Origin of the sequence: Prevotella melaninogenica (genome assembly GCF_018128065.1) — a bacterium.
Taxonomy (GTDB): domain Bacteria; phylum Bacteroidota; class Bacteroidia; order Bacteroidales; family Bacteroidaceae; genus Prevotella.
Map to the genome: position 1 here is coordinate 1,008,296 of NZ_CP072359.1, position 15,428 is coordinate 1,023,723.

At 44.9% G+C, this 15,428-nt stretch carries 8 protein-coding genes; 4 read left to right on the plus strand and 4 right to left on the minus strand.

Annotation, left to right across the window (positions count from 1 at the left end; translation table 11 throughout):
* Positions 1 to 38: 38 nt before the first annotated feature.
* The 4 genes from J5A56_RS13435 to J5A56_RS04155 all read right to left on the minus strand — a co-directional run bounded on the left by J5A56_RS13435 (position 39) and on the right by J5A56_RS04155 (position 8,220).
* On the minus strand, positions 39 to 2,483 hold the full coding sequence (locus J5A56_RS13435) for a peptidase U32 family protein (RefSeq protein ID WP_249112022.1): 2,445 nt from the start codon (positions 2,481 to 2,483) through the stop codon (positions 39 to 41).
* 99 nt (positions 2,484 to 2,582) lie between these two features.
* The gene (locus tag J5A56_RS04145) at positions 2,583 to 3,461 is read right to left on the minus strand and encodes a homoserine O-succinyltransferase (protein WP_021671685.1); all 879 of its coding nucleotides are present in this window, start codon (positions 3,459 to 3,461) and stop codon (positions 2,583 to 2,585) included.
* Positions 3,462 to 3,793: 332 nt separating this feature from the next.
* Positions 3,794 to 5,827, minus strand: a complete 2,034-nt coding sequence (locus J5A56_RS04150; RefSeq protein ID WP_021671683.1) for a M13 family metallopeptidase — start codon at positions 5,825 to 5,827, stop codon at positions 3,794 to 3,796.
* 362 nt (positions 5,828 to 6,189) lie between these two features.
* On the minus strand, positions 6,190 to 8,220 hold the full coding sequence (locus tag J5A56_RS04155) for an ABC-F family ATP-binding cassette domain-containing protein (RefSeq protein ID WP_021671681.1): 2,031 nt from the start codon (positions 8,218 to 8,220) through the stop codon (positions 6,190 to 6,192).
* 946 nt (positions 8,221 to 9,166) lie between these two features.
* On the opposite strand from J5A56_RS04155, the gene J5A56_RS04160 reads away from it, so the two are divergent.
* From J5A56_RS04160 to J5A56_RS04175, 4 genes are all read left to right on the plus strand, one after another.
* The gene (locus tag J5A56_RS04160; protein WP_021671679.1) at positions 9,167 to 11,389 is read left to right on the plus strand and encodes a M3 family metallopeptidase; all 2,223 of its coding nucleotides are present in this window, start codon (positions 9,167 to 9,169) and stop codon (positions 11,387 to 11,389) included.
* Positions 11,390 to 11,670: 281 nt separating this feature from the next.
* Positions 11,671 to 12,192, plus strand: a complete 522-nt coding sequence (locus tag J5A56_RS04165; protein WP_231370806.1) for a murein L,D-transpeptidase catalytic domain-containing protein — start codon at positions 11,671 to 11,673, stop codon at positions 12,190 to 12,192.
* Between the two features lie 19 nt (positions 12,193 to 12,211).
* Complete coding sequence (locus J5A56_RS04170) at positions 12,212 to 12,739, plus strand: hypothetical protein (protein ID WP_021671677.1); 528 nt, start codon at positions 12,212 to 12,214, stop codon at positions 12,737 to 12,739.
* Between the two features lie 43 nt (positions 12,740 to 12,782).
* Positions 12,783 to 15,425, plus strand: coding sequence for a Tex family protein (locus J5A56_RS04175; protein ID WP_021671676.1), 2,643 nt, complete (start codon positions 12,783 to 12,785; stop codon positions 15,423 to 15,425).
* Positions 15,426 to 15,428: the final 3 nt, after the last annotated feature.

The window sequence follows — 15,428 nt, forward strand, 5'->3', positions numbered from 1 at the left end:
CGTAATCATCATGATAAGTTATAGATTATGACTTTTGATTATGTAACGTTGCACACATTCATCTGACAGTTCTTACAATCAAACTCTAAGCGAAAGCGACGTTTGTCGGGTAGTTCGAGGAAGAGAGGTTCACGCCAAGTGGGCTTCTGTCCACCCCATTTAACACAATAGCCAAGTGAATAACGAATGCAATGACGGCACTGCATCAATAAATTAGAAACGGCTTCTTTATCGCCCTGAATTGAGAATGACTTATCAGTTGGTTTAGAGCCATTGGGAACGCCAGCAGGATATTGAAGCTCAAAGGCAGAATCGACTTTGGTCAGTCCTTGCTGTTCATAAAACTTGCGAGCAGCATCATTGGAGATATTATACAGATAAGGCAATTGCTGATATTGTGCTGGGTTTACCATTGAGAAATTCAGCTTTGGATCAGATTGCTTCTCCTTCGACTTTCTATGGATGGTCATACGTTGCATGTGCATGACTTGTTTGTCGAGATTTTCTATCACTATGCGACGCAAGTCGGCTAAGATGCTACTTGGAATGAAGTATTTGTCAGCTCCGTCAACTATCTCAACGTCTGCACATTCGTACACAGTATTACCCAATTTTGTAAGCTGGCGTATGATGTTATCACGTTGAGGTTTTTGGGCAAGGGGAAGAGGAAGGGGGACCTCCCCCAGCCCCTCCAAAGGAGGGGAGAACCTAACGGGATGCTCGTTGGATATCGTTTCGTGAGAAGTTGGATTTGAAACAGGATGCAGGTCAGAAGTTTGATTTAAAATAGGATGCTGGTCAGATATTTGATTTGAAACAGGATACTGGTCAGGTGTTTGATTTGAAGCAGGATACTGGTCAGGTGTTTGATTTAAAACAGGATGCTGGTCAGATGTTTGATTTAAAACAGGATGCTGGTCAGATATTTGATTTAAAACAGGATGCTGGTCAGAAGTTTGATTTGAAACAGGATACTGGTCAGATGTTTGATTTGAAACAGGATACTGGTCAGAAGTTTGATTTGAAACAGGATACTGGTCAGATGTTTGATTTGAAACAGGATACTGGTCAGGTGTTTGTTCGTAAGATGAAGGTTTAGAGCCAATCACCTCAGCTCTTGCCCATATCACCCCACGACTCTCCGTTAGGTGCTCCCCTCCTTCGGAGGGGTTGGGGGAGGTCTCAGGGGAGGTCCCAAACCACATCTTTATCTGAATCTTACGTTCTGCGGTTTTTCCACTCAGTTCCTTATCAAACGCTTGGTCCTGATTACGATACAACCCCATACCAGGCTTTAAGCCTCGTGGCATTTTGAAAGGATAGAGGCGATTACCAACAGCACGGTTCACACGGAATCCCTCCAAGCGTGTTGCCTGACTTTCTGCATCACGTGAAAGGAAACATAGTCCGTCACCATTGGCAAAGTTTGCTGTGCTGGACACGTTGAAACTATCTCGTCTTATCTCTTTTACACGACCAACAAACTCACCCAAAGCCTTTGGCGTGTCGGGTGAGAAGATGTCTGCTTGTCTACCTTTGAGAAAGTAATTAGTATAACCACGATTGAAAGTCTTCTTCAAATCGGGTGTAAAGGAATAGCGAACACGCCCCAACGAGGCTCGACGGAACTCGCCAGGATGCTTGCGGATAATCTCATCAATGCGTTTACTATAAGCTGAAACGACATTCTTTACATAGTTGATATCCTTCAGTCTTCCCTCTATCTTAAAGGCACAAGCTCCTGAGCGCATCAGCGTTTCAAGGTTGTCAATCTGACTCATATCCTTCAATGAGAGGAGATGGCGTTGATGTTCGATAGTCTTTCCGTCAGAATCCTTCAAGTCGAATGCTAATCGACAGAACTGTGCACAAGCACCACGATTGGCTGAACGCCCAAAACTATATTGTGAGACATAGCATACACCACTATAACTCACACACAATGCTCCGTGTATGAATGCTTCTAACTCAAGGTCTGGTAACTTTTTATGAATATCGCTAATCTCCTCAGCTGATAGTTCGCGAGCAAGTACAACACGGTCGAAACCCTGCTGGCTCAACCATTGTGCTTTCTCCCACGTACGTGTGTCACATTGTGTGCTGGCGTGAAGGGCTACGGTGTCGGGAACAATCTCTCTCACCTTACTCATCAATCCCATATCCTGTAAGAGGAAAGCGTCAACGCCAACGTCAACTAACGAGCGCACCAAAGCGAGTGTGTCATCAATCTCATCGTTATAAATAATTGTGTTGATAGTCACGTGGACCGTTGCACCATACCGATGGGCATAATCGCATAACTTGCCAATATCCTCCACACTATTGCCTGCTGACTGACGAGCGCCAAAACGAGAAGCACCGATGTAAACGGCATCTGCTCCATGGTCAATAGCTGCTATTCCACATTCGAGGTTTTTAGCTGGGGCGAGGAGTTCGATTGTGATGGGTGTTGGGTGATGGGTGTTGGGTGATGATGAATGCATATTGTTGGGTGTTAGGTGTTGGGTGTTGATGGTTACTATTGTTGAGTGAAAGGTGTTGGGAGGTAATGTTAAGCAAAACTTACATTTCATTAACATCCATCACCTAACACCCATCACCCAGTTTGTGAAGAGCAAATTGGCATGTGCACGCCAAGTGACCAGCGGACCTTTCTCTGGGTCGTCTTCACGATAATAATACTTCGGAAGTTCAACGTCATCACGCTTGCCAAGGTCACGACGATACTCTGTGTCAAGTGTGTTGGGGGCATACTCCAAGTGACCTGTGATAAAGAATTCACGTTTACTACGCGACCTGACAATAGACACGCCACTCTCTTCAGACTCAGCGATAATATCAAGGTCGTCAACTCGTTCAATATCCTCACGCCTAACCTCCGTATGACGACTCTGTGGCATACGAAAGACGTCATCAAAACCACGGAAGAGAGATAGCTCTGGCTTTAGAGGGATTGTCGGGAAGATACCAAACATCTTCTTTGGTAATGGATATTTCGGTATGTCATAGAAATGATAAAGTCCCGCTTGTGCCGCCCAGCAGATGTAGAGCGTTGAACGCACATGCTCACGTGCCCAATTGAATATCTCTTGTAGTTCTTTCCAGTAGTCCACTTCCTCGAAAGGTAAATCCTCAACAGGTGCACCCGTGACAATCAGTCCATCAATCTTCTCCTTACTCACTTCCTCAAGCGTATGATAGAAGCGGTTCATGTGTTCCTCTGGCGTATGCTTGGAAGTATGGGATTTGAGTTTCAGAAAGCTAATATCCAACAATAATGGACTATTAGAAAGAAGTCGGATGAAGTCAGTCTCTGTCGTGGATTTGAATGGCATAAGATTGAGTATGACAATACGAATCGCTCGTTTGTCTTCTTCCTTTGTAAGCATATCTTCAATGTTGATATTCTCACGTTTCAATATATCAATAGCGGGAAGTCCGTCAGGTAATCTTAATGGCATATCCTGTTTCCTTTATCTTTTATGGGCGTATGAGTGCATACAAGCCTTCTATTCTCTTTACTATAAATAAGATACAAAGATAGTAATTAATAACAAATTCTACAAATCTTACTTGCATAAAAGTATTGCTAAGAACAATATGCGTCTCACTGAAAAGACACAGAAAACTCACTCTAACCATTTCTATTCGCATTATATACTGATAAAAATGGTTAGCCGTGAGCCTTTTAATGTATAGATTTATCGGTGTGGGTGATACCAAATGATAGGAATAATCGTGAGATAACTATCAAGCCATCAACACCAATCACTCATCACCCATCAGCCAACGTTTACCAAAGCTTCAAACGTTTAGCTTCTGGAATGAACAGCTTATCGCCTTCCTTCACACCGAACGCCTTATACCATGCGTTGATATGTGGCAAAGCACCATTCACACGCCATTCACCAAGAGAGTGAGGGTCACTCTTTACACGACTACGAATCTCTGCTTCAGTGATGTTGTTTGCCCATACACCAGCATAAGCGATGAAGAAGCGCTGTTCAGGAGTGAAGCCCATGATTGTCTTACCCTTCTTCGCTTCTGGTGTCTTCTCGAATGCGTTGAAAGCAACCTCAAGACCACCATGGTCGGCAAGGTTCTCTCCCAAGGTGAGTTTACCATTTGCATTGAGGTCAGGTAACACTTTAATAGCACTGAAGAAGTCGGCATACTTACTGGTACGAGCCTCAAAGTTTTTACCATCTTCTTCTGTCCACCAGTCTGTCATATTACCATCTTTGTCATAGTGACGACCTTGATCATCAAATCCGTGTGTCATCTCATGACCGATAACCACACCAATAGCACCATAGTTAAAGGCATCATCAGCCTTTGGGTCGAAGAATGGATACTGAAGAATACCTGCTGGGAAGCAGATTTCGTTTGTCGTTGGATTATAATAAGCATTCACCGTCTGAGGAGTCATCAACCACTTATCTTTATCAACTGGCTTACCAGCTTTCTCCTCGATAGCATCCTTAGCCCAGAATTTATGGCAAGACTGCACATTCTCATAATATGACTTTGACGGATCTATCGTGAGCTGGCTCAAGTCCTTCCACTTGTTAGGATAACCCACCTTAACATAGAAGGTTGAGAGCTTCTCAAGTGCTGCTTTCTTTGTGGCTTCACTCATCCAGTCCTGTGCCTTAATACGTTCGGCAAGACTCACTTCAAGGTTCTTGATCAATTCTTCCATACGCTTCTTACTTGACGCAGGGAAGTAACGTTCACAATAGATACGACCCAAAGCCTCACCCATCTGCTTCTCAACCTGTTGTGTGGCACGCTTCCAACGAGGATAATCCTCTTTTGTACCACGCATTGTCTTACTGAAGAAGTTGAAGTATTCTGCACGAACATTATCGCTTAGATAATTGGCTGAAGCAAGAATAGCACTCCACTCCATACGAGCACGAAGTTCGTCAGCACTCTCTGTTGAAGCCAACTTGTCAACACCTGCAAGGAAAGTAGGTTGACCTACAACCATTGTCTGAATATACTCGCTCTTAACGCCTTCAGCATTCAACAATTGTTCAAGAGGAATATTAGGGTACTTTTCCTTAAACTCGCTAAGTGTCATCTTATTGTAGTTAGCCTCTACATCACGCATCTCGGTGCGACTCTTTGAAATCAACGCAAGCATCGTTTCGTAACGCATAACGGCATCACGTTTCGCTTCGGCTTGTGCATCAGAGAAACCATAAAGACGGAACATGTTAGCAATAAACTGACGATAAGCATTACGAATGTTAGTCGTAGATTTGTCATTGTCAAGATAGTATTCTTTCTGTCCAAGACTTAGTCCACCCTGATAGATAAGAAGAATATTCATCTTTGCATTCTTCTCGTCAGCTTCAAAGGAATAATCCATTGGCACACCATAGCCAAAGCTTGCATACTTCAACTGAAGCGCACGAAGGGCAGAAAGTGTTTTTGCCCCCTCCATCTCGTTGAGCAGAGGTTTAACAGGGCTAATCCCCTCCTTATTACGACGCACAGAGTCCATGGCGAGCTTATAAAAGTCGCTCAACTTTCTCTCTATTGACCCCTCCTTACCTGGTTTCTTAAGCAAATCGGTAAGGATGGTATTGATACGTTTGTTATTATTCTCCTGCAATTGGTCGAATGAACCAAAGCGAGAGAATGCACCAGGAAGTGGATTCAGTTTCTGCCATCCTCCAGTAGCAAACGTAAAGAAGTCGTCAGCTGGACGCACCGACTTGTCGAGATTTTCAGCCTTGATACCTGCCTGCCCCTGTGCCATACCAGTAAGGGGAGCAGATGCAAGGAGCATCATTGGTAAAAGTGTTTTGATACGCATAGTAAATATGTTTTATATAATTCAGAATTTAAAATTCATAATTATGATTAGCGAGTTGGAAAAGCTCAATGCTCAACGTTTAAAGTTCAAATCTTACTCTCACAGAATGCACAGATCAACAGATTTAACAGAGCCACAGAGACCTAAAGGTCATTGATATCACAGATTTTTTATGCTGACAGGTCTCTAAAATCTGTGTCATCCAAGACCGTCAGGTCTCTGTGCATTACAGTAGCGAAAAAGGAAATCTGTTCCATCTGTTCGTCTGTGATATCTGTGAGAAAATGAATATAAGCCATGAAAGTTAAAAGTAAAAAAGTAAAACCGTTAACGCTCAAACTTCAAACTTCAAACTTCAAACCTCAAAGTTCCAAGTTCAAAGTTTCAAGCTCTTCCGAGCGTACGAGCCATCTGTCGTTCTCTTCATCAAGTTCACGCTGGAGGTTGGTATATTCTGTCACGAGTTCCATATTCGAAGCATTCTCGGGAGCCATCAGAAGCTCATCGAGTTCGCTCTTACGTGCCTCCAGCTTTGCTATCTTAGCTTCAGATTCGTCCACAGCACGTTGAGCCTTACGAATCTTCTTTTGTTGTTCTTTGCGTTCAGCGTAAGATAAAGTCCCCCCAGAAGCCTCCCCCGACCCCTCCGAAAGGAGGGGAGAAGCATTTCTGCTATCAGAAGACTCCATAGCTGCTTTTCTGCTATTACTTGATTTAGATGATGTCAGCGAGAGGTTCTCTGCACTCTCCCCCTTTTGGGGGAGCTGGAGGGGGCTTCTAAGCCAGTCATAGATACCACCCAAATGCTCTTTTACCTTACCACCACCGAATTCATATACCTTGCTTACCAATCCATCTAAGAACTCTCGGTCGTGGCTCACGATGATAGCCGTACCATCAAAGGCTTTGATAGCTTCCTTCAACACCTCTTTTGAAGCGATGTCAAGATGGTTGGTTGGCTCATCGAGAATAAGAAGGTTGACAGGTTCAAGTAAGAGTTTAATCATAGCCAAACGTGAACGCTCCCCACCTGAAAGCACCTTAACATACTTCTCCGATGTCTCTCCACCGAACATGAAAGCACCGAGTAGGTCATTAATTCTCAAACGCATATCTCCTGTGGCCACCCTGTCGATGGTCTCGTAGATAGTAAGATTCTCATCGAGTAGCTGTGCTTGGTTCTGTGCAAAGTAACCTATCTGAACATTATGACCTATCTTTAGCGTACCATCAAAGGGAATCTCGCCCATGATACACTTCACGAAGGTTGACTTACCTTCACCATTCTTACCGACAAAAGCCACCTTCTCACCACGTTTGATAATCAAGTCGACACCCTCAAACACCGTCTGTCCAGGTCCATCACTATGCAATCTGCTTGGATAAGTCTTGCCCAATCCCTCTGCAATAACTGGGTAATCTCCACTTCGCAAACAGGGAGGGAACTTCAGACGCATAGCTGAATTGTCAATCTCATCAACCTCTATCGGTACAATCTTCTCCAATTGTCGGATACGTTGTTGTACTTGTACGGCTTTGGTGGCTTGATAACGGAAACGCTCAATGAAAGCCTTTGTGTCAGCAATCTCTTTCTGTTGATTTTCATACGCACGGAGCTGTTGTTCACGACGTTCTTTCCGAAGAACCAAATACTCATCATACTTCACACGATAATCCTCTACGTGTCCACAGGTAATCTCCAACGTTCGATTCGTCACGTTATTGACAAACGCACGGTCGTGGCTCACAAGCACGACAGCCTTGGCACTCTGTGAGAGGAATTGCTCAAGCCATTGAATTGACTCAATATCAAGGTGGTTCGTTGGCTCATCAAGCAAGAGCACATCGGGCTTCCGAAGAAGAATCTTTGCCAATTCAATACGCATACGCCATCCGCCAGAGAACTCACGTGTAGGGCGATCAAAGTCATCACGACTGAAACCAAGACCCGTCAGCGTACGCTCAATCTCGGCCTCATAATTCTCGCCTCCCATCATCATATATCGTTCGTGTTCAGTGGTGAAGCGTTCCACTAACTCAGCGTATCCCTCACTCTCATAGTCAGTTCGCTCAGCCATCTCCTGTTCCATCTTCTTGAGTTTCTCCTCAATCTTCGTCTTGTCAGCGAAAGCCTTACGCGTCTCCTCCTTCACGGTCGTATCGTCAGAAAGTTTCATCACCTGTGACAGGTAACCTATTGTCGTGTCATTCGGTACAGAAACAACGCCGCTCGTAGGCTTCTGCATTCCGCAGAGAATCTTCAGCATCGTTGACTTCCCTGCTCCATTCTTCCCCACAAGTGCTATTCTATCTCGTTCATTGATGACGAATGAAACATCCTTAAACAATGGCTTTACGCCAAATTCCACCGTCAGTCCGTCTATTGATATCATTTCTATTTCTCTTTCCTAAATATTCTTTGCAAAGATAGTATTTTATTTTTGAATAGTAAAGTTCACGAACGGCCTTACTTCATTGAATCAAGAACTATTGAAAAACTTTACACAACGACTATCATTGTCTCATTTAGACCTAACCTTATCTGTATTATATGTAATGTACAAAGGTAGTAAAAATAACCCAAAGAAGCAATGAAGTTAATGAATAATCAGTAACATTGTTTCTCAAGGAATTTATCTTTGCCAAATTATGACTCTTTCGTTAAATACATAGACTGGAAATAGAATAAAGACTTATACACACTTGCATGACAAGATTATCAAAATTTAGATGGGCTTACAAGGGGAGGGGGACAAGATAAAATGCAGAAAAGAAGAATAAATACTTTGTCTATCTATCAACATGCCTTTCCGTCTTCTGTAAATTATTCCCATACCACTCAACGTTTGTAAACTATTTTCGTACACTCCAAAGACAATACATGCTCTTTTGGCTTCTAAAAGATGCCTGATAGGCTTGCAATAGGTGCCCTTTTGAGGGCTAACTAACGCCCTTTTGAAGTCCAATTAAGCACCTTTTCTTTTGCGACTTCATAACCAATTGATTTACTGCTGTTTATAAACTCGCTTTTTACACGTGTTTTTCGTCTTTATTTTAGATGTTTTACTTAATTTTGTGTAATGATTTTTCAAAGTCTTATCTATAAATTCTCAAAGTATTAAACTACATTTTATAGAAATCATCACCCCCCAACACCCATCACCCCCCACCCACCAACATTAATCACCCATTAATTTCATAATCTCATTTTTTTTATGTAAGTTTGCGGAAAAATGGGTGTTGGGTGTTGATGAAGTGTAGCGTGCTGACTGTTAAATCACTTTATAGAAATCATCACCCCCCATCACCTATTACCCATCACCAAACAATATAATAAACATGAAACAGAACCTAAAACATGTTGTGCTTGTTGCAGGACTTGCTTGCACTGCACTCACAGGTCAGGCACAAAACGCAAGACCTAAGACCATGCAAACGGTCAGTAACGCACTTATGAAACAGAGTACATTACCCTTTAATGCTCCTGACTTTAGTCGTATCAAAGGTGAGGACTACCTCCCTGCCATCAAGGCGGGCATCGCTGAGCAGAGAGCTGAGATAAAGAAGATTACGGACAATAAGCAGAAACCTACCTTCGCCAATACCATCCTGGCTTACGAGCGGAGTGGAAAGGACTTGGAACGTATCTCAAACATCTTCTATGCTTTGGTATCGGCTGACAAAACGCCTGAGATTGAGAAGGCACAGGGAAGTATCGTACCGCTGATGACGGAGTTTGAGAATGAAATAAAGTTCAACCAGAAGTTCTTCCAGCGCATCAAGTATGTTTACGACCATGAATATAAGACGCTCAAGGGTGAAGATAAAAAGCTCTTAGAGGTTGTTTATAAGGACTTTACGCATGCAGGCGCACTACTCCCCAAAGAGAAGATGGCACGCATGCAGGAAATCAACAAGGAGTTGGCAAAACTTCAGCAGGAGTTTGGAGATATGCTTCCTAAGGCTGCCAATGAGGCTACCGTATGGGTCAGCGACGTGAAGGAATTAGCAGGACTCAGCGAGACGGACATCGCTCAGTGTAAGAAGGATGCTGAAAGTCGTGGTGGTAAGGCTCCTTATTGTATTGTGATTACGAATACTACCCAACAACCTATCCTTGCAAGTCTTGACAATCGTGCCCTGCGTGAGAAAGTTTACAATGCTTCAATCCATCGTACGGATGGCACGGGTGCTTATAATACTTTCCCCATCATCGTGAAGATTGCTCGTCTGCGTGCAGAGAAGGCTCAGCTGATGGGATATAAGAACTATGCTTCTTACTCGCTCTCAAAGACAATGGCGAAGAATACGGACAATGTATATGCCTTCCTGCATCAGATGATTGAGGCTTATAAGCCAAAGTCTGAAGCGCAAACAAAGGCTATTGAGAAGTATATGAATAAACAAGTGAACAAGTTAACGAGTGGACAAGTAGACAAGTTAACGGCTGAACAAGTTAACGCAAGTAACTCGTCTACTGGTCAACCTGTCAACTCGTTCACTCCACTCCAGCCTTACGACCGCTTCTATTATTCAGCAAAGATGAAGAAAGATCAGTACAGCTTCTCGGATGATGATGTGAAATCTTATTTCAATCTTGACTCTGTGCTCGTGAATGGTATCTTCTATGCTGCTCACCGTGTCTATGGACTTAACTTCCGTGAGCGTAAGGATATCCCAACTTATCACAAGGATATGAAAGTGTTTGACGTGCTTGATGCTGATGGTAAACAGTTGGCACTCTTCTATTGCGATTACTTCCGTCGTCCAACAAAACGTGGTGGTGCGTGGATGAGTGCCTTTCTCAAGCAAAGCTCTGATCGCAATCAGAAACCATTGGTTTTCAACGTTTGTAACTATGCTAAGGCTCCAGAGGGTCAGCCAACACTTCTTACTTGGGATGAAACTCAGACAATGTTCCACGAGTTTGGACACGCCCTGCATGGGATGCTTTCAAATTGTAAGTATAACACGTTGAGTGGTACGGCCGTATCACGTGACTTCGTGGAGATGCCATCACAGTTTAATGAGTCGTTTGCAAGTATTCCAGAGGTGTTCAACCACTATGCGCGCCACTATAAGACCAATGAACCTATGCCTGATGCCCTACGTGAGAAGATGCTCGGTTCGCTCAACTTCCTTTCAGCTTACTCATTGGGCGAGAATCTTGCTGCTACAAGCTTAGACATGGCTTGGCACTGTCTTTCTCCTTCTGAAATTCCATCTGCTGAAGAAGCACCAGCCTTTGAGAAAAAAGTGTTGGCGGATATGGGCTTACTGAACCATCAGATCCCTCCACGTTACTCTACTTCTTACTTCAACCACATCTGGGGTGGGGGATATGCAGCTGGTTATTACAGCTACCTGTGGAGTGAGGTGTTAGCCGTGAATATTGCCGACTACTTCAAGGCGCATGGTGCACTGACACGTAAGGTGGGTGATGACTTCCGCCAGAAGGTTCTCTCACGTGGTAACACTCGTGACCTTATGACCATCTTCTCTGACTTCACTGGTCTCAAAGCTCCTGATACAAAGGCATTGCTGAAAGCGAGGGGGATGTAAGAAAGTCAACCCAGCCTCACCCCCAGCCCCTCTCCAAGTGGAGAGGGGGAGTAGATAGCGTGACACCCTTATATGGTAGACAACATTATAGGAAAATGATAAGTCAAATAAAATCCTAATATACCAGATAAGTGATGAGAAATGATAAATCAAAAGATATTCAAACTGTTGGGGTATCTCGCTGTTCCCTCCCCTCCCTACGGGAGAGGGGAGGGTTGGGGGTGGGGTTTCTTTTGATCTTCCTCCTTCTCATTAACTTCGGCATAAAGGGCTATTGGAAGATGAAGCCCTATTCATTCGGTAGCGAGCTCAAAGAGGTCAGGGAGACCTGCCACAAAAAGGGATTTAGCGAAGACTATTGTATCCTCGTAGACTTCTCACGCCCATCGGGTGAGGACCGAATGGTCATCATCGACCTGAACACGTCATCCGTGCTTGACACTGGTCCCTGCGCACACGGCAGAGGAAAGGGAAACAGTGCGTGGAAACCAAATTTCTCAAACAAAAAGGGGAGCAGATGCTCGAGCCTCGGACATTTCAAGATTGCAGAGAAAAGCTATTCTGCTACCGTCGGACTGCGTTTCGCCCTTGACGGCTTAGACCCCACTAACGACAATGCTCGGCGGAGGAACATTCTTATCCATAGTTCCAAATATGTGGGTATAATGCACCACATCACCTCCTATCTTCCTCTCACCGATGCTTCGTGGGGATGCTTCACCACAAGCTCTGCTATGCTCAAGAAAATCGAAGACATCTGTGACAAGAGCAAGAACCCCATCCTGCTTTATGCTTATAAATAATCTTGATGAATAAAAGATTATGAAGAAACTGAAAAGAAAACTGTTCTGCATAATACTGATAGCACTTGCACCCCTCTGCATACGTGCTCAGAGTTTATGTGTCATAGATGGAGTACCCCTACCCGACACCCTCCTGCACGTTACCATTGACGAGATGCAGTCAGATTCGGCAAAACAGATTGTATCACATAGACTGAGACTTATTCCGCCTTATGCCATCGAATCAATACAGACTTTTTTGGCAGATGAACAGATAAGGCAAGCTAAAAACATTACATTCTGTAAAACACCAAGAGATATCATCATCATGCGAACCAACTCCTTTGCAGAACTACAATGGATAATAAACGGTAAACTAAGAAAACCACGAAAGAAGCTGACCATCATTGATTATAAGCTATCACCCCAACGTATAATGGAGGCTTTGCCAAGGCATATTAAGCCCACGGACATAGGCTCTGTCAACATCATTACTCATATAAACGATCCGCGACAAGAAAAACATCCAACTATCGTGATTAAGACAAAAAGCCTGACTACCAAATAATATGTAAGGCTTTTATCTAAAAAACATAAACCTATATCTGAAAATGAATAGACAACCACCATACAGCAAAGAAAACGAGCATAAGAATAATAGCAAACACTCAGCAAATAGGGCTCTCCCCCTTTCGGGGGAGCTGGAGGGGGCTTCTAGTGCTTCCTTCATCTCCCACTCCCTTTCCCTTCCCCTCCAAAGCGTTTCTGCAGTTCTCACCTTACTCGATGAGGGCTGTACGATACCTTTTATTTCGCGTTATCGTAAGGAGCGAACGGGGAACCTTGACGAGGTGCAGATAACCAATATCAGCGAACTCAATGATCGTTTGAAAGAACTCGGCAAGCGTAAGGAAACCATCCTCAAGACTATCCGTGAGCAAGAGAAACTGACACCAGAATTAGAAGCGAAGATTCTCGCCTGTATGGATTCCACAGAGTTGGAAGACATCTACCTACCTTATAAACCCAAACGCCGCACACGTGCTCAGATTGCACGTGAACAGGGATTGGAACCATTGGCGTTGGCAATAATGGGAAAAGCCTCCCCCAACCCCTCCGAAAGGAGGGGAGCGCCTATCCCCCCACATATCAGCAAAGAACTTGCAAGCTTATATCTCTCCTTTACTTCCCTTCGGTCAGTGACCCTTGGTTCGGGGGAGTCGGAGGGAGCTTTAGGGGCTTTAGACATCATTGCCGAGATTGTTTCCGAGAACCAGCAAGCACGCAATACCGTCCGCACGGCTTACCAGCGTGGAGCCGTCATCACATCGAAGGTCATCAAGAAGATGAAGGATACCGACGAGGCGCAGAAGTTCGCTGATTACTTCGATTTCTCCGAACCTCTCCGACGATGCAATAGCCATCGACTTCTTGCCATGCGTCGTGGTGAGAACCAAGGTATCTTGCGCGTAAGCATCACGATTGATAGCGAGGAATGTATCTCACGTCTCACCCGTCAATTCGTGCGTGGACACGGAGTTTGTCAGACCCTCGTCACCCAAGCCGTTGAAGACTCCTTCAAACGTCTTATCAATCCGAGCATTGAAAACGAATTTGCCGCACTGAGCAAGGATCGTGCTGACGAAGAAGCCATCAAGGTTTTTACCGAGAACCTCCGCCAGCTTCTTCTCTCTGCGCCCCTCGGTCAGAAGCGTGTCCTCGCCCTCGACCCTGGCTTTGCCAATGGATGTAAGATAGCTTGTCTTGACGAACAAGGTAACCTTCTGCATCATGAGATTATCTATCCGCATCCTCCTCGCAATCAGGTAAGACAAGCCACCGAAGCCCTGCAGAGGATGATAAACACATATAAGATTGAGGCCATTGCCATTGGTAATGGTACGGCAAGCAGGGAGAGTAAGGAGTTTGTGGAAAGAATAACGACCGAAACTACAACTGGCCCCTCCCCCTCACCCCTCCCCCATAGGGAGGGGAGTGATTACTGTCACTTGCCTAAAGGAAAACAACAATTTACAGATAATACGTCTCCTAACTTTGCAAAGCAGACTGATAATTACCATAATCCGAATAGTAAACCACAATCAACAGGACATACTACTCCCCTCCCTTTGGGAGAGGGGTCGGGGGAGGGGCCAGTTGGGTCCGCTTCTTCCTTATTTATCTTCCTTGTCTCCGAAGACGGCGCATCTATCTATTCCGCCTCTCCAGTGGCACGTGAAGAGTTCCCTGATGAAGATGTAACTACACGTGGAGCTGTATCCATCGGCAGGCGACTGATGGACCCGCTCGCTGAGCTTGTGAAGATTGATCCGAAGAGTATCGGTGTAGGGCAATATCAGCATGATGTTGATCAGTCAAAACTCAAGCACTCACTCGATCAAACGGTGATGAGTTGTGTCAATTTGGTGGGTGTCAATCCCAATACGGCATCCCGTCACCTACTCACATACGTCAGCGGACTCGGTCCTGCCCTTGCCCAGAACATTATTGATTATCGCCGTGAGCATGGTGCCTTCACCTCACGTGCCCAGCTCAGGAAGGTGAAGCGTCTGGGCGACACGGCTTTCCAGCAATGCGCAGGCTTCCTCCGCATCCCCAATGCCAAGAACCCGCTCGACAACTCTGCCGTTCATCCCGAGAGCTATCACATCGTTGAGCAGATGGCGAAGGACCTGAGGTGTACGATAAAGGAACTGATTGGCAATAAGAAACTCTTGGCTGAAATTGATGTCAAGAGATACTTCACCCCAACCAGCCTCACCCCCTTACCCCCCTCTCCTTCAGAGAGGGGGAGTGCTGGATATAGTTCGCTGAAAAGTGGGAATAATAGCAAGCCTTCATCTTATGAAAGCAAAAATGAAGCTCCCTCTCTGAAGGAGAGGGTGGGGGGTGAGGCCACCCTCCACGACATCCTCACCGAACTTGAGAAGCCTGGCCGTGACCCACGTGGAGAGGTGGAAGTCTTCGAATTCGACAAGAATGTCCACACCCTCAACGACCTCATCGTAGGAATGGAACTCTCTGGCATCGTGACGAATATCACCAACTTTGGTGTCTTCGTTGACATCGGTGTCCATCAAGACGGCCTTGTCCACATCTCCCAGCTCTCCGACCGCTTCGTCACCGACCCCACACAAGTCGTACGCCTTCATCAGCACGTCCGTGTTCGTGTCGTCGAAGTCGATATGCGTCGCAAACGTATCGGGTTGAGTATGAAGAATATAAAACAATAAAAC